A 19,333-nucleotide genomic window follows, 5' to 3' on the forward strand; every position below is an offset into this window, starting at 1 on the left:
CCGACTCAAATTATTTACAAACGACACCTGCACGTTTGGCAGATTCAACAGTATTATGAAGAAGCATTGTGATTGTCATTGGACCAACACCCTTTGGCACAGGTGTAATGTAACCCGCAACATCTAACACGTTGTCAAAGTCAACATCACCACAAAGTTTTCCTGTTTCTAAACGGTTAACACCAACGTCAATTACAACCGCTCCTTCTTTAATATAATCCGCTGTTATCATTTTAGGTCGTCCAACAGCTACGATTAAAATATCAGCTAACTTCGATAACTCTTTCATATTTTGCGTCTTAGAATGACAATATGTTACAGTGGCATTTTCATTTAAAAACAATTGTCCCACTGGTTTACCGACAATATTACTTCTTCCAATTACTACTACATGTTTTCCAGAAATATCAAGATTTGTTTCTTTTACTAATTCTACAATACCATGCGGTGTACACGGAAGGAATGTATCTTGTCCCGTCATCATACGTCCCACGCTGATTGGGTGAAATCCGTCTACATCCTTTTCTGGTGAAATTCTTTCAATGATAGCTTTTTCTTCAATATGTTTTGGTAAAGGTAATTGCACTAATATGCCATTAATACGGTCATCGCCATTTAAGCGATCGATTTCAGCAAGCAAACGTTCCTCAGTAATTGTTTCAGGAAGTTCAATTAGCTCTGAGTAAATCCCTACTTGTTCACAGCCTTTTTCTTTTCCTTTCACATAAGAACGAGATGCTGGATCTTCTCCAACTAAAATAACTGCTAATCCTGGTACAATACCTTGCTCTTTCAACTTCACAACTTCTTCTGTTAATTGTGCTCGTTTTTTCTCCGCAACTTCATTTCCTTTGATGATTACTGCTACCATTTTAAGATTCCCCCTTAAAGAATTTACAGTGTATCTTTTATATTAGATAAAACGCCGTTAATAAAACGACGAGATTCCTCATCCCCAAATGTTTTTGCAATTTCAATTGCTTCGTTAATTGTTACGTTGTGTGGAATTTCTTCCATGTACTTCATTTCATACACAGCTACACGTAAAATACTGCGATCAACAATACTAATACGCTCAAGCTTCCACTTTTTTAAGTTTTGACGAATTGCTTCATCGATTACTTCTTTATTTTCTACAAAACCTACTACAAGTGACTCTAGAAACTCATTTGTTTCTTCGCCTTCATCCAGCGTGTTTTCCACTGCTACTTTCGGTTCTAATTCACCTGTAATATCCATTTGGTATAATGCTTGCATTGCTCTTTCTCTAGCCGTCCTACGTTTCATTGTAACTCTCCTTTATGCTTCAAGTCTTTCCTTATACTTTGTTATATTATTATAATTTATAAGCCGTCAATTCACTTACTCTTACAGTTTTCATTGATTTTCCAACCTTATAATACAATGATAATAACACAATTTATCGTTTCACACACGGGTTACAAGGCTGAAAAATAATAAAAAGATTAACTTCAAGTTCCATATCTTATCACAATGTACGTTTTTTGGAAAAACGACACATTTTCTTGTTTATTTCTTATTTTTTGAAATAGTATAATAATTAGAGGGTTGTAATTTGTGAAGAAATGAAACGATAAAAAAGATGCCTATGTTACTAGGCACCTTTTCATTCTTACACTGGTTCGATTTCTGTTTTTTGTGTTTCGAATGTTACGCCAACGATGTGAACATTCACTTCTTTTGGCTCAAGTCCTGTCATTGTAAAGAGTGCTTGGCGAATATTGTCTTGAATCTTTTGTGCAACAACTGGAATTGCTACACCAAAATACATTACAACATAAAGGTCAACGATAATATCTTCGTTTGCTAATTCAACCTTTACACCTTTACCATGATTTTTCTTACCTAACTTCTCAACAACATCTGTAGCAAAATTACCGCGCATTGCCGCTACACCTTCTACTTCAGCAGCTGCAATACCTGCAATTACTTCAATTACTTCTGGTGCAATTTCTACTTTACCAAGAGTTGTATCTTGACCCATATCTAACATATGTTCAGCCATGAAAAAAACCTCCTTTAATGTATCACTGCGTCACAAGTTCATGCTCTTCCAAAAATTTCGTATTAAACTCACCTTTTACAAAATCAGGATGATCTAGCAATTGCAAATGGAACGGGATTGTTGTATGTACGCCTTCAATGACAAATTCACTAAGTGCGCGCTTCATTTTTGCAATTGCCTCTTCACGTGTTTTTCCGTGAACAATTAATTTAGCAACCATCGAATCATAGAAAGGTGGGATTGAATATCCCGGATATACAGCTGAATCGACGCGAATACCAAATCCTCCTGGTGGTAAGTACATTTCTACTTTACCTGGAGATGGCATAAATTTTTTGGCAGGGTTTTCCGCATTAATTCGACATTCAATTGCCCAACCATTAAATTGTACTTCTTCTTGCTGTAACGATAACTTTTCTCCTGAAGCAACAAGAATTTGCTCTTTAATTAAGTCCATTCCCGTTACCATTTCAGTAACCGGATGCTCAACCTGAATTCTCGTATTCATCTCCATGAAATAAAAGGTTTTCGTTTTATATTCATAAATAAACTCAACCGTACCAGCACCTGTATAATCAACCGCTACCGCCGCTTTAACTGCCGCTTCACCCATCTGCTTGCGAATATCTTCATCAAGTGCAGGTGATGGACTTTCTTCTAATAGTTTTTGCAAACGGCGCTGAATTGTACAATCACGCTCTCCTAAATGAATGGCATTTCCGTGTGTATCTGCCATTATTTGAATCTCAACATGGCGGAAATCTTCAACGTACTTTTCTAAGTATACACCAGGGTTCCCAAAAGCGGTACTAGCTTCTTGCTGTGTAATTTGAATTCCTTTTATAAGCTCTTCTTCATGGCGTGCAACACGAATACCTTTTCCACCGCCACCTGCAGTCGCTTTAATAATAACTGGATATCCAATTTGATTAGCAAGCTCGATCGCTTCTTCGGTATTTTTAATAATCCCTTGTGAACCTGGTACAATCGGAACCCCTGCTTCTTTCATTGTATCACGAGCAACGTCTTTTGTGCCCATCTTTGAAATAGCTTCTGGACTTGGACCGATAAAAATCAAGTTACATTCACGGCATAACTCTGCGAAATCTGCATTCTCTGCTAAAAATCCGTATCCCGGATGAATAGCATCGCAGCCTGTTAACTTCGCAACGCTAATAATGTTTGTCAAATTTAAATAGCTTTCTTTCGAAATCGTTGGTCCTACACAATACGCCTCGTCTGCAATCTGTACGTGAAGTGACTCTTTATCTGCTTCTGAATAAATTGCAACTGTTTCAATATCCATTTCTTTACAAGCACGAATAATTCGTACAGCAATTTCCCCACGATTGGCTATTAATACTTTTTTTATCATCACAAAGACTCCCTTATTACGCTTTTACAAGAAATAGCGGTTGTCCATACTCAACAAGCTGTCCGTTATTAACAAGAATTTCAACAATTTCGCCCTCTACATCAGCATCAATTTCGTTAAATAACTTCATAGCCTCGACAATACATACGATAGAATCTTTCGATACTCTATCCCCAACACTTACATATGGAGGTGTATCAGGCGAAGAAGAAGAATAGAATGTACCTACCATCGGTGATGTGATTTTATGTAGGTTTTCATTTTGAACAACCTTCTTCTCTTCTTGTTTTGGCGCTTCTGCTTGTGCTGCTGCTACTTTCGTTTCAACTTCAACAGGCGCTACTGGTTGCATAGCTTGTTTTGCTGCAGGTGCTTGCACAGCAACAACTTCATTACCACGCTTTTTCATTTTGATTGTTGTACCGTCTTTTTTGTATTCAAATTCATCAATATTAGAGCTATCAATTAATTTAATTAATTCGCGAACTTCTTGAATTTTAAACATGTAAAATCCACTCCCATACTCTTGTTTGTCCCGTTTTTACAGATTCTCGTCACGAAAACTAGATTGACTGTAAAAATACGATGTATTCTATTAGAAAATATATTTCATTAACTAATAGAAATATTTACTATTTCCATCTTACGATAAATTTTTTAAACATTCCAATTTATATTTCTTTATAATAAATCGAAACTCCTGTAAAAATATTATTCCAACAAAAATTTAATACCTAGTAATAATACCAAGTTTCACACGAAATTGGCAAGACCACTTCTTAAAAAACATTCACTACTTTTTCAAAACGTTACACAGCAAACATGCCATCCCCTCTACACTCTTCACACATCTATAGTCAACAACATATTTTTACCAAATATTATTTTTTTGTTTACACGCCATTCATCATTCCTTCATATAAGAATAGTATGTTCAAAGTGTAGAAAATATATTGTGTCGAGGTGTGGAAATATGATATGGCTCATTCTCTTTTTACCTGCCGTAATCGTTTGGGCATGCGTTCTTTGCATCCACGTCAAATCCGGAAAAAGTAATCATCAGTACCATGAACCATTAATCTTTTACTCACAACGTGTTTCTCCATTCCGAGTTGAACATAGTAAAAATAATTACAAAGACGAAATAGAAAAAAGCTATCGAAAATGATAGCTTTTTTCTATACACACGTTTACTTACATACTCTATTTTACTATTTGCATACCCTTTGCTTAGTAAAAGATAATAATCCGTAGGGAAATCCCTACGGATTAAGGTTTCACTTATTTCGCTGGTGGATCAAATTTCACACCTACATCTTTTGATCCGCCTTCACTTCTTACAAGTTGAATAATTTTATTTGCTTCTTTCTGTGAATGTTTTGCCGCTTTAACCGTTACTCTAATATCAGTACCATCAGCTCTTACAAGAGCATCTGGATATCCTCCTTGAGATTTAATTACTGTCTCAAGTAATTCTTGCTTCGTTTCCATTGTCGTAATGGCATCAAAATTTTCTTTCGCTTTATTCTTTTCTGTTGCTGAAGCTTTTGTTGAACTCATCACTTCTTGTAATTTTGCTTTTTGTTCACTACGCTGATCTTCCATTTGCATACGTAAAGCTGTGAAATTCTCATCACTTGATTGAACTGATACATTGCCCTCTTTTTTACTTGTTTCTTTTTTTGCATTTTCTTTTTTGTCTGTTTCTTTATTTGTTGTTTCTTTGCTTGTATTTTCTTTTTTCGGAGTTTCTTTAGGCGCTTCGTTTGTTACTGCTTTATCAGTACCTTGTTTTTCTTGTCCAATCTTTTCACCTGTTGTTGGCGATGCTGTATTCATTTTGTCAGGAGTTGTCACGTAATACACAGATAGTACAACAACTAAACTTAACATCGTTAATAACCAAACTGTTTGTTTTTTTAACACTTTATTTCCTCCCTATCAATTTTTCGGTGAAACTGAAACGCGATGGGCCGGTACATCTAGCAGCCTTATCACAGCTTCTTTTACCATTGCTTTAACTTGTATATTATCCACTCCCTTTGCTACTACAAGAACACCACGTACTTTCGGCTTCTCTGTTCGTAAAACAACAGGAGTTTCTTTATCCCCTTCACGTATAATGACAGTCTTTTCATCAAGAGACTCGTCCTCTACTTCTCTCTTACCGCCTGTTTTATCTGTTTCACCTGTTGTTTGTGAGCGTTTCACTGTATTTTTTTCTAAAATTTTTTCTTCAGATGAATCTAAATTCACTTTAATCGTTACGTCTTTTACTCCTGCTATTTCTTCTAAAGCAGTTTTTAATTCTTGTTCATACGCTTTTTCATATTTTTCTACATTTGACATACTATCATTACTTTTTTGTCCGAAAGTTGGTACGTCTTTTTCTTGGTTTTGAGTTTTTTGTTCTTTAAATACAGGTACTTCTTCTTTTTTACTTGAAAAGAGACTACTAGAAAACATAAGCAAAATTCCAAGTATGAGTAGGACAAGTAAAAACTTAGGTGTTACCTTTTTACCCTTCTCGTTGCTTTCTTTTTGATCCCCATTCAATAAGTTTCGAAAAAATGAGAACTTCGAATTTTTATCTTTATTGTCCATTTACTCTACCTGTCCTCCCTTCCATCTGAACTTGGATTTGTTTACCCTCTAGTTGCCACCTGCTTGAAAAGAAATCTTTCATTTCTCCATTCGTTTCTTCCACTTTTTTTGGAGGCTCTTTCGTGTTAATTTCAATTGGCTTTACTGTTTCGATTGCATCATTTTTACTACGTTCTTTTTCTTTCAACGTCACAACAACAGATTGAATATCTTTCGCTGACTTTACTTCTTCTATATTTTCTGCTGCGACTATTTGTATTTCAGAGACAGTCATACCATACTTTTTCTCAAACTCTTTTCCTACTTCTTTTTTCATTTTGGTAGCCATCTCTTCTAAACTATATGCACGTGTTAGAGCTTGTATTTCTTTTTTCTTCGAATCTATTGAATTTTTTACAGATCCTTCTGCTACGTACTTTTCTTCATTAAAATTTGCAATTACTTCATTTACATCTGTCTGCAATAGTTTAAAAAGGGGTGTTAAAATTAATACGACTAACAAAAGACTTACAACGAATTTAACGTATTTTTGCAAATTCGAATTTGGAAGAATAAGATGAAGCATTGTCGCTAAGAGCAAAAAAACGATAATATTTCTGATCCACTCTGTAACAAATTGCATACTCTTCACCTCCTACCGCATCATAAGTGTAATATTCCCCGCAGCAATAATAATTGTAATACTTAAAAAGAACATAAATGATACGATAGCTAAGCAAGCAAATACGTAAATGATGCTTCTTCCAATAATGTCTAAACATTGAATAATTGCTCCGCCGCCAACCGGTTGTAATACTGCTGCTGCGAATTTATAAATAAATGCAATACAGAAAATTTGAATCGCAGGAAAAGCAACAATTAAGCATAAAATGACGAGCCCAATAATTCCGACTGTGTTTTTCAATAATCCTGATGCGCTAATAACAGTATCTGCTGCTTCCGTAAACATTCTTCCAACTACTGGAATGAAGTTTCCTGTTACAAATTTAGCAGTTTTCACAGCTATGCCATCAGCAACGGCTGTCGCTGTTCCTTGTACAGATAATACCCCTAAAAAAATCGTTAAGAAGATACCGATAATCCCAACGCTAACGTTTTGCAGAAGCTTGGACAATTTTGTAACTTTATATTGATCACTCATTGTACTTACAATACTTAATATCGTTGCCAGTAATAAAAGCGGTAGAACGATATAATTCATAAGAAGCCCGCTTGTATTCATTAAGAAAATGATAATCGGATGAAAGAAAGATACAGATACAACCCCGCCACCAGTCGCTATAAGCGCCAATAAAATTGGCAATAGCGCTAATATGAAATCTACCATTGTTTGTATCGTTTCTCTTGCATATGTCATAACGACATAAAAACTATTTAAAGCAAAAATAATAAGTACCATATATACAACAGCATCAGCAATTTTACTTACACTACTTTTTGAAAAAGCGGATTGCAGTGATTGCAACAATGCACTAAAGATTGTGAGCATAATGAGTGTGCCAAGCAGTTTTCCATTAGCTGCAAGCTCATGAAATAAATATTTTAATAACCCTATCATCCACTCTTTTAGAGAGAATTCTTTTTCTCCCTTTACAAACTCCATAAAACTCCCTTTTTGACTCTCTGGCAAATAGCCACCATATTTTGTAACAAGCCCGTCCCAAAATTGCTTCACATCTTCAATTCCGAGCTTATCCAATTGTTGATCAACGACGTTTGTTTCTACAGGAGAAGCTTGTACAACAACCGGTAAAGAAAAGAAAAGGAAGCAAGCAAATAGCAGCTTAGCTCCAAACCTCCTCAACATTCACTCCCCCTTATCCCGTCGGTAAAAATCCGAGAATAGTTTCAATTACAACCGTCAAAATAGGAATTGCCATAACGAGAATTAAGATTTTCCCAGCAAGTTCAATTTTCGAAGCGATGGCACCTTGACCAGCATCTTTTGTAATTTGAGCTCCAAACTCGGCAATATAAGCAATTCCAATAATTTTTAGTAACGTTTCCACGTAGACGTTGCTAACTTTCGCTTCACTCGCTACTCTCTCAATCATTTGTAAAATAGAATGAATTTGATCGATTAAAATAAGAAACATCACGCTACCTACGAACACAATAAATAAAGATGTAATACTAGATTTATGCTGGTTCAAAACAGCAGCTAAAAACGTAGCAACGAGGCCTAATCCGACAATTTGTATAATTTCGATTCGAACCGCCTCCTTTACTGGAAGAGAAAGACACTTTTAATCTTGTCGAATAGCGTATTAATTAAAAATGCAACATGAAATAAAATGACGACAAAACCGACAAGGATAACCCAATTTGCAATATCCTCACGCTTCAATTCTTTTAGTACAGTATGAATGAAAGCTAAAACAATGCCGATTCCGGCGATTTGAAATATTAATCCAACATCAATGGACATCGCCTTTCTCCCCCCTATAGCAGTAAAATTACAATAAGTAGCCCTGCTAGTACCCCTAAGCTCTTAATCATTTTTTCGTATTGCAGTTGTAAAGCTTTCGCTTCCTCTTCTTCTCTCTCCAAATGTGTAATACATAAGCGAATATGTTTTTGTTGTGATTCACGATCATGTTGCCCGAGCGTTTCACCAAATTGCTGCAGTATTTCATACTCGGTTTGTTGAAAAGCCGTCAACTTCCAATTCTCTTTCAAACTATCTATCCAAGCTTCCCTTACTGTTTGTTCTCCACTTTCTAGTTTTTTAGCGAAACTTTGAAATATCCAATTTAATGGCTTTGGCATTTGTTTAACTAATCGCTCGGCAGCCTCAGATAAAGGTGTGTGTCCATACATAATTTCTGCCTCTAATGATTGAAGTGCTGATTTTAATAACCTAAGTTGCCTCGGTCTCTCACTGTATCTTTTAGCGTACGAAAACCCGAAAAAGGTGCTGACCGCAACGATTAACACTGCACCAAATATTTTCACCATACGCCCTCAGCCTTTCTATTTGATAACACTGGTTTTCCATATTTATCTTTCACCTGCATAACCGTTCCTGGACCCCTCGCTTTTGACAACTCCACAAACCTATCAAATATACCAAGCTCTAGCACTGCCTTGAGCGATGGACGTCTCACAACATCCTCATAGGAAAATCCGTGTGCGCTTATAAAAAGCTGGACACCTGCATGCACTGCCTCCATAATTGCTTCACTATCTTCTTTACGGCCAATTTCATCTACGATCAAAATATCAGGACTCATAGAACGAATCATCATCATCATTCCTTCTGCCTTTGGACATGCGTCTAACACATCGACTCGGGTACCAAAATCATATTGCGGGATCCCTTTCACACAACCAGCAATTTCTGACCGTTCATCAACGATCCCCACTTTACAGGAAGGAATTTCCGAAGCACTTACCCCTTGACTCATGCAACGTGCTACATCTCTTAAGAGTGTCGTTTTTCCCGTTTGGGGAGGGCCAATTACCATCGTGTTTAACCACCTTTTTTCATACAAATATGGCAAAAGCGGTTCAGCAATCCCTATTTTTTGACGAGCAATACGAATATTAAAGGAAGAGACATCACGAATCATTTTCACTGCGCTTTTTTCTGTAATGACTTTTCCTGCTAACCCGATTCTATGCCCTCCGCGAAGCGTCACATACCCACGTTTTAATTCCTCTTCCATCGTATAAATTGAGAATTGACTTAACTTATTCAATAAGTAAATAGCATCCTCTGCAGTAGTGATATAGTCATAAAAAAACACCTTTCCGTGTGCAATACACTCTAGCGGCCTTCCAATTCGAACACGAATTTCCTCTAAAGCATCGTATTGCTTACATTCTTCAATTAAGTACTTCATCGTTTTTGGTAAAACTTCTAATACCTCTTTCATCGGCTTCTCCCCACTATACTCGACTTACTATTTCAGTAATGCGATAAAAATACAGCAAATTCCAAGCGCTAGAAAAAAGAGCTTCAAGAAAGAAATTTCACTTGCTACACTCGCTATCCCAATTGTCATTGTTAAAATTAATACGGTAGGTCCAACAAACGCCAACATACCATTTATAAACAACGCTTTCTTCGCATCATTCACATAAAGCATAAGCAAAGCAGCAAATATCTCCGCACTACCTGAAAATAATCGAAGTGCCCCCATAACAAGCACGGATGTTTCCATTGCCGCTAGCCACTGTTTCATTCTTCCACCTTCTCCCGTAACAGTTACTAACTTCGTATTCTAAAAAAGAATATATTTGTACAACCATATGCAGAGGTTGTCTATTTCAGAAGTAAAAACATAATTTTTCTCTAAAGTCTGAATTAAAATCTGAATATTCATATTATTTAACGGTATATTATGGTATATTTAGTTTAAAAGAGGTTTAAACCATGCAGCACGTCACTTTATTACCACTAGATTTATGCTATACAAATGTGATTTTCGAGCTATCAAGTGATCCACATATAAAAAATGCATTGGGGATAACGGTAGAAAATATCGAAGACACGAAAACATTTCTTCTTTTCGCAATAGAAGAAGAGCGTCAAAAGAAATCCTTATCGAGAATGATTGTGAATGAAGAAAATGAAATAATTGGCCTCACCACACTTAAACATATTAATAATGAGAAAAAGCAATCTCACATTGGTAGTTGGCTCGGCTATCCGTACTGGGGAAAAGGCTATAACGAGGCTGCTAAAAAAGAAATCTTTAAAATCGCCTTTTTAGACTTACAACTTTCCTACGTATTTGCTGGTGCTAAAACGAATAATATCCGCTCTTTAAAAGCACAAGAAAAACTACCTTATATTTCATTGCATGTGGAAAACAAGTTTCCAGACGAACACGCTGCACTAGAGAAAGAAGTAAAGTCACCTTGCTCTCTGCATGTCGTGTCACGTGAAAATTTTTTAAACTGGTTGAAATTAAAGAATGAGGGGGAAAAATATGAAGGCATTGAAAGTTAGTTTAACCGTTGTAGTAGAATTAGCTCTTATTTATCTTTTTTCATTATTGGTCGGTTGGTCATTTATAGAGACCTTTTTCCTTGGTAGTTTAGCAATATTTGCAATTATGTGGTTAATTATTATGAGTAACCATAGAAATAACATTACAGATCACGCAATAAGTAAAACATTAACTGGCGTTGAGACTGGCGAAATAAAACCATTTCAAATTGTTTTGACTCCATCTATTATGGGTACTCTTTCACTTGTTTTAGTCAGTTTTATAATAACAGCTATTTACTATCTACCCTATTTCCTATAAAAAAGCACTCGTGAATTATCACGAGTGCTTTTTTACTATGCACGAGAAACGTATTTACCTTCACCAGTGTTGATGATAAGCATTTCGCCTTCGTTAATGAAGATTGGTACTTGTACAACAAGACCAGTTTCCAATGTAGCTGGTTTTGTTACGTTAGAAGCAGTATCACCTTTAATACCAGGCTCTGTTTCTGTAACTTGTAATTCAACTGTGTTTGGAAGTTCAACACCAAGTACTTCGCCTTGGTAAGTCATGATTGCTACTTCCATGTTTTCTTTTAGGAATTTAAGCTCGCGCTCGATTTGTTTTTCACCAAGTTCGATTTGCTCATAAGTTCCGTTATCCATAAATACGTGAGCCTCACCGCTTGCGTATAAGTATTGCATACGACGGTTTTCGATGTGTGCTTTTTCTACTTTCTCACCTGCACGGAATGTTTTCTCTTGAACAGAACCTGTACGAAGATTACGTAGTTTAGAACGAACGAATGCAGCACCTTTACCTGGCTTTACGTGTTGGAAATCAAGTACTTGCCAAAGGGCATTGTCCACTGAAATTGTTAAACCTGTACGAAAATCGTTTACTGAAATCATGTAAAAAAATCCTCCTGTGTATTACAAAATAATAAGTTCTTTTGGTGATTTCGTAATTACTTCATTACCTTCACTTGTCACAATGATATCATCTTCAATACGTACGCCGCCAATACCTGGAATATAAATACCTGGTTCTACTGTTACAGCCATACCTGGTTCAAGTACTGTATGAGAACGGAATGCTAAACCTGGTGCTTCATGGATTTCAAGACCTATTCCATGACCAGTAGAGTGTCCAAAGTATTCACCATATCCTTTTTCCGTTATGTAGTCACGCGTTAGCGCATCAGCCTCGCGACCTGTTAAACCAGCTTTAATACCGTTCACACCACGTAGTTGTGCTTCTAAAACGATATTATAAATTTCTTTTAATTTATCAGATGGTTCACCGACTGCAATCGTACGAGTAATATCAGAGCAATATCCTTTGTAATAAGCGCCGAAGTCTAATGTAACGAAATCTCCTGTTTCTATCACTTTTTCAGATGCCACGCCGTGCGGTAATGCCGAACGAAGACCTGAAGCAACGATAATATCAAACGAAGAAGATGTTGCTCCTTGTTTTCTCATGAAAAATTCAAGTTCATTTGACACTTCAATTTCAGATACTCCCGGGCGAATGAATGATAGAATATGCTCAAAGGCAGCATCTGCAATCTGTGCAGCTTCCTTTAATATCTTAATCTCTGAATCAGTCTTTATCAAGCGTAACTTTTCTACAAGTCCAGAAGTCGGGATAAATTCAGCATCAATCGCTTCCTTATGCACTGAATAAGAACTATATGTAAGAGTATCTTGCTCAAAACCAAGCTTTTGAATTCCAAGCTCTTTCACTTGCTTTGCCACTTCATCAATGATCAATCCTGCGTGCTGTACAACCTCATATCCAACCGCTTGTTTACTTGCCTGCTCGACGTAACGGAAATCTGTAATAAATTGAGCACGATCTTTTGAAATAAGAACAACGCCTGCTGTTCCTGTGAAGTTAGCCATATATCTACGACTATGTTCATTTGTTAACAAAATACCGTCAATACCAGCCTCATCAAATGCACTTCGTAATCTTTCAATTTTCTCCATTACTTTATGCCTCCCTCAATTTCTCCATTAATGCAAATAACGCTAACTTATAGCCATAAAAACCAAATCCTACAATTTGACCTGCACAAACAGCTGCCGTCACAGATTCATGACGGAACGATTCACGCTGATGAATGTTAGAAATATGTACTTCAATAACAGGAATCGAAATGCTCGCAATGGCATCACGAATCGCATAGCTATAATGCGTAAATGCTCCCGGATTTAAAATGATCCCTTCATATATATCTTCCGCTTCATGAATAATGTCGATAATGGCACCTTCATGATTCGATTGGAAACATTCTAACTCCACTCCCATTGTTTCTGCTTCTTGCTTCATATCTGCTTCAAGTGTCGTTAGCGTGCCCTTTCCATATACATTTACCTCACGAACACCGAGGCGATTTAGGTTAGGACCGTTTACGAGGAGTAACTTTTTCATATTCTTAAAACTCCTTAATATTAAATATCTATACAATATTTTAACATAGGAGTTACTTATTTGAATAGTTCGTCTTCTCTTACCCTTCTTGTTCTGCTTTATTGCTATTTACTGCGTAAGAAACAGAATATGCTATAAACACACCATACAATATAAAAATACATATTGTCGTCACAATTGTCTCTTTTGGTAAATGGAGCGCACTTTTAATAACAGGAGCCATTAAACCCATCCCCAAAAACAGTAGTGCCCACCAAAATAGCCCATAAATAATTCCCGCTATAATCCCTTCAAACTTTGCAAAAAATGCTTTATACAAAAAGGCAATTAAAATTGAAAGAAGTCCCATACACACTATTCCGAACACATTGCCCCATACACCCTCTTTCCAACTTCCAAACGCAAATGGTAAAAGGAAATAATTCGGGCCCGCCTCCGTGAATGAAAATATATGAAGGAAATACCATATCCCGCCCCAAAAGATTCCACCAAACAAACCAATCTGCACAAAATTCCTTGTTCCTAATTGTTCTTGACTCACATCGACACCTCCGCTCAATAGTATGCCCGAAACTATTTTGAAGCATGTTTAAATCCTGCGAAATTTGTCTATAAAAAGAATAAGAAATGTCCGACTCTCATAACATTTTCCCTTGTCATCTACTTGTATTTGCCGATAAAATAAAGGAAACTCGGTGATTGTCTTATTTCAAAACGACAGAACCCAGTATGACAATTGCCTCTTTTTCTACATAAGAGAGAAACAAATACAGGTTGGTGTTAACATGACAGAAGAGTCAAAACAAATATATGGCGGGCAAGCGGTCATAGAAGGAGTTATGTTTGGCGGTAGAGAATATACTGTTACAGCGGTTCGTCGTAAAGATAAATCGATTGAATTTTATCGATTACCACGCGTTCGTAATAAAGTACTATCTACCCTAAAAAAAATTCCATTTTTACGAGGGATTGCCGCTATTGTGGATGCAAGTGCGAATGGAGCAAAACATTTAAACTTCGCTTCAGAACGATTTGACGTCCACCCAGAAGATGATGAACAAATTGCAAATAAAAAAGAAGAACAATCAAAATTAACGATGGTATTAGGAGTTGCAGCTGTTGGCGTTTTATCTTTTATATTCGGTAAAGTCATTTTCACAGCAGTTCCTGCACTATTAGCTGAATTAACGAGACCGATTTTCCCATCTCATACTGGGCAAATTATTGTCGAAAGTGTCATTAAGCTCATGCTATTATTGAGCTATATATACTTTATTTCTTTAACCCCACTTATTAAGCGGGTATTTCAGTATCACGGTGCAGAGCATAAGGTAATCAATGCTTACGAGAATAACCTTCCTCTGACTGTAGAAAACGTTCAAAAGCAAACTCGTCTCCATTATAGATGCGGCAGTAGCTTTATTATATTTACAGTCATTATTGGAATGTTCGTTTATTTCCTAGTCCCTACAGATCCTCTTTGGGCACGAGTTATAAACCGAATTTTATTAATTCCAGTTGTACTTGGTATTTCTTTTGAAGTATTGCAATTTACAAATCGATTACGAGATATTCCTGTATTACGCGTACTTGGATATCCTGGATTATGGCTACAACTATTAACAACGAAAGAACCAACAGATGATCAAGTGGAAGTAGCAATTGCATCGTTTGAAGAATTATTACGTTTAGAGAACAAACAATAATTATTTAAAAATGGTGTTCAACTCCTTTCCTCATCGTTAATATACTAATTTTAATATACGTTTTTAGGAGGTGTCCCTTATGAACGGTCGTTCGTTTACTTTCGCTATATTTGTGCTTATTATCGGATTGGCAATATTCGGCCTTGTTTCATCTGTTATTACAAATCCCATGGGTGTATTAAGAAATATCGGGTACATGTTACTTGTTGTCGGTATCTTTTACTTGCTATACAAGATGTTTACAAATTCCAATGGTTCTGCAAATTCACAAAGCTCATATAAGCGTGCGGCAAAACAATCGAACCGCAAACATGGGAAACAAAATGTAGCACCCCTAGGCAATTCTTTCTTTAAGTCAAATACTTCTAATGACAAAAGCAAAAAAGGGAATTCTCCCACTTTGAAACGAAAAAGAAAACAGTCTCATTTAACTGTCATTGAAGGCAAAAAAAGCAAAAAGAAAGACCGTGCTTCCTTTTAGGAAATACGGTCTTTTTTTATACTTTGAAGCACTTCTTTTAAACTTTTCTCTCTCATACTTTCAATTCGAAGATGATGATTTTCAAATGGTAAATTCCGTGTCACATCATTAGGTACAACAACGCACGTTAATCCCGCTGCAACCGCTGCTCTCAATCCATTTAATGAATCTTCAAATACAACAGCTTCAGACGGCTTAATTCCTAATTCTTCTATTGCAACTCGATAAAGAGCTGGATCTGGTTTTACCTTCTCAACATCTTCTCTCGTTTTAATCACTTCAAAATATTCTCGAATCTGTAGCTCTTCTAAAAAATGAATAACCCATTCTCTAGACGAACTAGAAGCCAGTGCGATTTTCAATCCCATTTCTTTCGCTTCTTCTAAATATTCTTTTACCCCGTCACGAGCTTCTGGTATTCTCATTTTCTCTTTATGTAAAGTTGCCACTTTTTCTTTTAATGCACTTTTGTTAAACTTCTCTTTTAATTGATCATTTAAATATGTATAAAGTACCTCATCTGTTGTTCCAATACATTTCGCAAATTCCTCTAAAGGTAGTTCCCCGCCGTATTCACGAACAGCATCTCTGAAAGAGTGAAACCATATCGTTTCTGTGTCCACAATTAATCCATCAAAATCAAAAATAATTGCTTTCATAATTCTCCCATCCTTTTCGAATTGAAATAAAAAAGGAAACGCCATACGTTCCCCTTAATTACTTTTCTCTTCATTTGCTCTTTGAACACCACGAAGTGTTTCCACTCGGACTGCATCTTGTTCAAAGTATTCCACTAAATCACCAATGCGATCAATTGCTTCCCAACTTAAATGATGTTCAATTCCTTCTACATCATTGTAAATTTTACTTTCATCCACACCGATAATACGCATAAATTGCTCTAGCAAGTCATGACGATATACGAGACGTTCTCCGATTTTTTTACCTTTTGTTGTTAATACAAGCCCTCTATATTTTTCATAAATTAGATATTCATCTTTGTCTAATTTTTGCACCATTTTTGTTACAGAGGATGGATGTACACTAAGCGCTTCAGCAATATCAGATACGCGGGCGTAACCCTTTTCATCAATCAACAAATAAATTTGTTCAATATAATCTTCCATACTAGGGGTAGGCATCGGTTTCCTCCATCCAAGTTCATTTTGCTTATTCCGTACGAAGCAATCAATAAAATGATACACCAGAAAGAATAACGTGACAAGTTGAAAACGAGCCTAAATATATAAAACAAAAAAGAATCTGTATTTGCATACAGACCCCCCTTAAGTAAAATATTGTATTTCTGCATTAGGAAAAAACTCATTTATATAACCTCTTATCGTTTCTTTTAATACTGCTGCATCATCCTTTTTATATACATATTTTCCGATGGTTTTGGAAAACGATGCTGAATCAATTCAAACGTTAAATTTGGTATCGTCATATCTTTGTCGCTCAAATAGTTTACGGTTCCTTCTTCCCATTCTTCATGCATTTAAATTGGCGCAACTATAAAACCAAGTGGATATTCAAGTGCCTTTCGTTCAAAGTAAACGAGCTTTGGCATAAATGGTCTCATATGCTTTTCGCCCTCTCGTTAGTATGGGGGACATTAAAGTTTTCCACCCCAGTAACTTGCGTTGCAAGTTACTGGGGGTTATAATTTGGATACCAGCTACCTTGCAACGCAAGTTACCTGAGTAAAAGGTGGTGAAATCATGCACAGCCAAATGTTAAAAGGTGTACTAGAAGGTTGCATCCTATACATCATTTCACAAGAAGAAGTGTACGGATATGAACTGAGCACAAAATTAAATAAACATGGCTTTACATTCGTAAGCGAAGGAAGCATCTATCCATTATTATTACGTATGCAAAAAGAAAAATTGATCGAAGGCACATTAAAAGCTTCCTCACTCGGTCCGAAGCGAAAATATTATCACGTAACCGATAAAGGGCTAGAACAACTTGAAGAATTTAAAAAAAGCTGGGGAATGGTTTCTACTACGGTAAATAACTTATTACAGGGGGAGTGATAGGGATGAATGCACAAGACATGATTGAATTGAATAATAAAAAACGTGAGCTTCTAACTTCCGAAAACGAAATTGCTTATGGTGATATGCTAGTATATCTTCGGTTATCTAATGTACCCGAACATCAAGTAGAAGAACTTTTGTTAGAAATATTAGATCATCTTATCGAAGCACAAGTAGAAAATAAAAATGCTTATGACATTTTTGGTGATGACTTACAATCTTATTGTGATGAACTTATATCAGCTTTACCAACCCAAACAAAGTTAGAAAAAACTTCTTTAATTGGATTTTCTGTTAGCTTACTTCTTGCTATACAGTTTGGCATAAATGCAATTATTTCATTTTTTATGTTTCTCTTTGAAAAAAATAATACATTATCAAGTCCGCCTTTTAGCATCCTTGGAACTACTTTGTCTGTTTCAATAATTATACTAGGTATACTATTTATTTTATATTTATTAAAGCGTTACTCCTTTGATCAGAAAATGAATTGGAAAAGAAGAATTCTATTTGGATTCGCATTTGCTACTCCATTTTGTTCCGCTGTATTCTTAAATATTTATTTCCAAAAGCAACCTTATCTCATTTATCATCTAACCTTTTGGCAAAACGCCTTAATCGCAATCTTATTTTTTATTTTATATAAACTACTATACAAAAAATCAAATTTTTAACAGCCCTTCAAAAGGCTGTTTTTTCTTCTGTCTAATTTTACAAATTGAAAAATTTCATAAAGAAAATAAGAAAAATGCAAAATAATTAAAGTTAATTGTTGACGTGATGCTTTTATTATCGGTATCATAAATCTTCGTGAGCAATTATTTTTCGTTATACGATTTTTTTATTATTACTGAATTTTTGAGAGGAGAAATTAGATGTCAGTTAAGAAGAAAACGCAAGTACGCACCGGCAAAATGGTACGTGAACTAATGTTAGCAGACGAAGATGTAAATGCTTCGCTAATTATGGTATATAGTGAAAACGGTGTAAACGCAGAAATTAAAATCGAGGGCTTAACGCCGAAATGTAACGAAGAATTATTTTTGAGCGGAAACGTGGATTGGAACAAGAGTGTTATTTATAAAATTGTTGATTTCACTGGAAACGCTGAAGTTGGTAAAGTTACATTAACAGCGATGAACAAAAACAATGTTTCTCTAGAAATTGAACGCGTTATGTGGAGTAAAGAAAATAAAGAAGCTGCCGAGCAAGAAGAAACACAGGTAGAAGCAGCACCGAAAAAAGAAGTAGTTGTAGAAGCTCCAAAAGCAATTACGCCTGCTCCTAAGCCTGTTACGCGTGTGGAAACACCTGCTATGGCACCTAAGCCTACTCCGGTACCGACACCGAAGCCAGTAAGCGTAGAAGCAGCTGTAGAACTAGTTACTCCAGCGCCTGTGAAAAAAGCAGTCCCTACTCCAGTTACAAAGCAAGAGACAGCACCGGTTGCTCCTGCAAAACCGAAGCAGCCTGCTTTGACTGAAACAAATTCAAAACTACAAGAAAATTATGTTAAACTCGTGAAAAAGACAATTGAAGTTTGTCAAGATTACGAGCTTGGCATCGACATAGATGATTCTATTGAAAGCTTAAAAGAAGAACTACAAAGCCAAGGTATTAGCGTTACATTTGACAAAGAAATTATGGACGTTGTAAGTCGCCTTCGTTCTTTACAAGATAAAGGAATCAAAGTAGAAAAAGTACTTAATTTATTATAAAA

Annotated in this window: 28 protein-coding genes and 1 pseudogene; 8 read left to right on the top strand and 21 right to left on the bottom strand. The window is 36.0% G+C overall.

What is annotated here, in order from left to right:
- Positions 1 to 10: 10 nt before the first annotated feature.
- From folD to accB, 5 genes are all read right to left on the bottom strand, one after another.
- Positions 11 to 871: a bifunctional methylenetetrahydrofolate dehydrogenase/methenyltetrahydrofolate cyclohydrolase FolD gene (gene folD, locus NST86_RS21235; protein WP_000226732.1), complete on the bottom strand. Its 861-nt coding sequence runs from the start codon at positions 869 to 871 to the stop codon at positions 11 to 13.
- Between the two features lie 23 nt (positions 872 to 894).
- A complete protein-coding gene (gene nusB, locus NST86_RS21240; RefSeq protein ID WP_000830249.1) occupies positions 895 to 1,287 on the bottom strand; it encodes a N utilization substance protein NusB in 393 nt (130 codons plus the stop codon).
- A 346-nt stretch (positions 1,288 to 1,633) separates the two neighbouring features.
- On the bottom strand, positions 1,634 to 2,026 hold the full coding sequence (locus tag NST86_RS21245) for an Asp23/Gls24 family envelope stress response protein (protein WP_000807630.1): 393 nt from the start codon (positions 2,024 to 2,026) through the stop codon (positions 1,634 to 1,636).
- A gap of 22 nt (positions 2,027 to 2,048) precedes the next feature.
- Entirely contained in the window at positions 2,049 to 3,401 is a 1,353-nt protein-coding gene (gene accC / locus NST86_RS21250) for an acetyl-CoA carboxylase biotin carboxylase subunit (RefSeq protein WP_000592870.1), read from the bottom strand.
- A gap of 16 nt (positions 3,402 to 3,417) precedes the next feature.
- Complete coding sequence (accB, locus tag NST86_RS21255) at positions 3,418 to 3,906, bottom strand: acetyl-CoA carboxylase biotin carboxyl carrier protein (RefSeq protein ID WP_000472861.1); 489 nt, start codon at positions 3,904 to 3,906, stop codon at positions 3,418 to 3,420.
- Positions 3,907 to 4,374: 468 nt separating this feature from the next.
- On the opposite strand from accB, the gene NST86_RS21260 reads away from it, so the two are divergent.
- On the top strand, positions 4,375 to 4,569 hold the full coding sequence (locus NST86_RS21260) for a hypothetical protein (RefSeq protein WP_002000935.1): 195 nt from the start codon (positions 4,375 to 4,377) through the stop codon (positions 4,567 to 4,569).
- Between the two features lie 113 nt (positions 4,570 to 4,682).
- Here the strand turns inward: NST86_RS21260 and NST86_RS21265 are convergent, their stop codons facing one another.
- From NST86_RS21265 to NST86_RS21305, 9 genes are read right to left on the bottom strand one after another with little or no spacing between them, the layout of a single operon-like run.
- A complete protein-coding gene (locus NST86_RS21265) occupies positions 4,683 to 5,327 on the bottom strand; it encodes a SpoIIIAH-like family protein (RefSeq protein WP_000914723.1) in 645 nt (214 codons plus the stop codon).
- A gap of 15 nt (positions 5,328 to 5,342) precedes the next feature.
- Entirely contained in the window at positions 5,343 to 6,005 is a 663-nt protein-coding gene (gene spoIIIAG / locus NST86_RS21270; RefSeq protein ID WP_000368890.1) for a stage III sporulation protein AG, read from the bottom strand.
- On the bottom strand, positions 5,995 to 6,627 hold the full coding sequence (spoIIIAF, locus tag NST86_RS21275; protein ID WP_016111659.1) for a stage III sporulation protein AF: 633 nt from the start codon (positions 6,625 to 6,627) through the stop codon (positions 5,995 to 5,997). Before spoIIIAF ends, spoIIIAG begins: the two co-directional genes overlap by 11 nt.
- 12 nt (positions 6,628 to 6,639) lie before the next feature.
- Positions 6,640 to 7,812, bottom strand: a complete 1,173-nt coding sequence (gene spoIIIAE / locus NST86_RS21280; protein WP_000946110.1) for a stage III sporulation protein AE — start codon at positions 7,810 to 7,812, stop codon at positions 6,640 to 6,642.
- Between the two features lie 10 nt (positions 7,813 to 7,822).
- On the bottom strand, positions 7,823 to 8,206 hold the full coding sequence (gene spoIIIAD / locus NST86_RS21285) for a stage III sporulation protein AD (protein WP_077393170.1): 384 nt from the start codon (positions 8,204 to 8,206) through the stop codon (positions 7,823 to 7,825).
- 23 nt (positions 8,207 to 8,229) lie between these two features.
- Entirely contained in the window at positions 8,230 to 8,433 is a 204-nt protein-coding gene (gene spoIIIAC / locus NST86_RS21290; protein ID WP_000020914.1) for a stage III sporulation protein AC, read from the bottom strand.
- Positions 8,434 to 8,447: 14 nt separating this feature from the next.
- Positions 8,448 to 8,963, bottom strand: a complete 516-nt coding sequence (spoIIIAB, locus tag NST86_RS21295) for a stage III sporulation protein SpoIIIAB (protein WP_000238702.1) — start codon at positions 8,961 to 8,963, stop codon at positions 8,448 to 8,450.
- Positions 8,957 to 9,883 (bottom strand): stage III sporulation protein AA, encoded by a 927-nt coding sequence (spoIIIAA, locus tag NST86_RS21300; RefSeq protein WP_000665905.1) that lies wholly within the window; start codon positions 9,881 to 9,883, stop codon positions 8,957 to 8,959. The genes spoIIIAB and spoIIIAA overlap by 7 nt, the downstream gene beginning before the upstream one ends.
- A gap of 27 nt (positions 9,884 to 9,910) precedes the next feature.
- A complete protein-coding gene (locus NST86_RS21305) occupies positions 9,911 to 10,192 on the bottom strand; it encodes a YqhV family protein (RefSeq protein WP_000816050.1) in 282 nt (93 codons plus the stop codon).
- A 191-nt stretch (positions 10,193 to 10,383) separates the two neighbouring features.
- Between NST86_RS21305 and NST86_RS21310 the strand changes: the two genes are divergently transcribed.
- Entirely contained in the window at positions 10,384 to 10,962 is a 579-nt protein-coding gene (locus NST86_RS21310) for a GNAT family N-acetyltransferase (RefSeq protein WP_016118619.1), read from the top strand.
- A complete protein-coding gene (locus NST86_RS21315; RefSeq protein ID WP_000645695.1) occupies positions 10,943 to 11,263 on the top strand; it encodes a hypothetical protein in 321 nt (106 codons plus the stop codon). Before NST86_RS21310 ends, NST86_RS21315 begins: the two co-directional genes overlap by 20 nt.
- 35 nt (positions 11,264 to 11,298) lie before the next feature.
- Here NST86_RS21315 and efp read toward each other — a convergent pair whose 3' ends face one another.
- The 4 genes from efp to NST86_RS21335 form a co-directional block, all read right to left on the bottom strand.
- Positions 11,299 to 11,856: an elongation factor P gene (efp, locus tag NST86_RS21320; RefSeq protein WP_000626516.1), complete on the bottom strand. Its 558-nt coding sequence runs from the start codon at positions 11,854 to 11,856 to the stop codon at positions 11,299 to 11,301.
- 21 nt (positions 11,857 to 11,877) lie between these two features.
- A complete protein-coding gene (gene pepQ / locus NST86_RS21325; protein WP_000411041.1) occupies positions 11,878 to 12,939 on the bottom strand; it encodes a Xaa-Pro dipeptidase in 1,062 nt (353 codons plus the stop codon).
- A gap of 4 nt (positions 12,940 to 12,943) precedes the next feature.
- Positions 12,944 to 13,384 carry a type II 3-dehydroquinate dehydratase gene (aroQ, locus tag NST86_RS21330; protein ID WP_000735147.1) on the bottom strand — a complete coding sequence of 147 codons (441 nt, stop codon included), beginning with the start codon at positions 13,382 to 13,384 and terminating at the stop codon, positions 12,944 to 12,946.
- A 79-nt stretch (positions 13,385 to 13,463) separates the two neighbouring features.
- Positions 13,464 to 13,925, bottom strand: coding sequence for a YqhR family membrane protein (locus NST86_RS21335; RefSeq protein WP_000076880.1), 462 nt, complete (start codon positions 13,923 to 13,925; stop codon positions 13,464 to 13,466).
- A gap of 244 nt (positions 13,926 to 14,169) precedes the next feature.
- Between NST86_RS21335 and NST86_RS21340 the strand changes: the two genes are divergently transcribed.
- Both NST86_RS21340 and NST86_RS21345 read left to right on the top strand, forming a co-directional pair.
- Entirely contained in the window at positions 14,170 to 15,090 is a 921-nt protein-coding gene (locus NST86_RS21340; protein WP_000134186.1) for a DUF1385 domain-containing protein, read from the top strand.
- 79 nt (positions 15,091 to 15,169) lie between these two features.
- On the top strand, positions 15,170 to 15,571 hold the full coding sequence (locus NST86_RS21345) for an SA1362 family protein (protein WP_001014459.1): 402 nt from the start codon (positions 15,170 to 15,172) through the stop codon (positions 15,569 to 15,571).
- On the opposite strand, the gene NST86_RS21350 is transcribed toward NST86_RS21345, so the two are convergent.
- The 3 genes and pseudogenes from NST86_RS21350 to NST86_RS21360 all read right to left on the bottom strand — a co-directional run.
- Positions 15,568 to 16,230: an HAD family hydrolase gene (locus NST86_RS21350; RefSeq protein ID WP_025966333.1), complete on the bottom strand. Its 663-nt coding sequence runs from the start codon at positions 16,228 to 16,230 to the stop codon at positions 15,568 to 15,570. The two genes, NST86_RS21345 and NST86_RS21350, sit on opposite strands and share 4 nt — an antisense overlap.
- Before the next feature lie 54 nt (positions 16,231 to 16,284).
- The gene (gene mntR / locus NST86_RS21355) at positions 16,285 to 16,713 is read right to left on the bottom strand and encodes a transcriptional regulator MntR (RefSeq protein ID WP_001143083.1); all 429 of its coding nucleotides are present in this window, start codon (positions 16,711 to 16,713) and stop codon (positions 16,285 to 16,287) included.
- 144 nt (positions 16,714 to 16,857) lie between these two features.
- Positions 16,858 to 17,102: pseudogene (locus tag NST86_RS21360) on the bottom strand (spore photoproduct lyase family protein); the annotation flags it as partial.
- Between the two features lie 190 nt (positions 17,103 to 17,292).
- Between NST86_RS21360 and NST86_RS21365 the strand changes: the two are divergent.
- The 3 genes from NST86_RS21365 to NST86_RS21375 all read left to right on the top strand — a co-directional run bounded on the left by NST86_RS21365 (position 17,293) and on the right by NST86_RS21375 (position 19,331).
- Complete coding sequence (locus tag NST86_RS21365; protein WP_000556081.1) at positions 17,293 to 17,610, top strand: PadR family transcriptional regulator; 318 nt, start codon at positions 17,293 to 17,295, stop codon at positions 17,608 to 17,610.
- Positions 17,611 to 17,615: 5 nt separating this feature from the next.
- Positions 17,616 to 18,287, top strand: a complete 672-nt coding sequence (locus NST86_RS21370) for a DUF1129 family protein (protein ID WP_000993591.1) — start codon at positions 17,616 to 17,618, stop codon at positions 18,285 to 18,287.
- Between the two features lie 201 nt (positions 18,288 to 18,488).
- Complete coding sequence (locus NST86_RS21375) at positions 18,489 to 19,331, top strand: hypothetical protein (protein WP_000111900.1); 843 nt, start codon at positions 18,489 to 18,491, stop codon at positions 19,329 to 19,331.
- Positions 19,332 to 19,333 lie beyond the last annotated feature (2 nt).

The organism is Bacillus sp. FSL L8-0199, from assembly GCF_038005705.1.
Taxonomy (GTDB): domain Bacteria; phylum Bacillota; class Bacilli; order Bacillales; family Bacillaceae_G; genus Bacillus_A; species Bacillus_A cereus.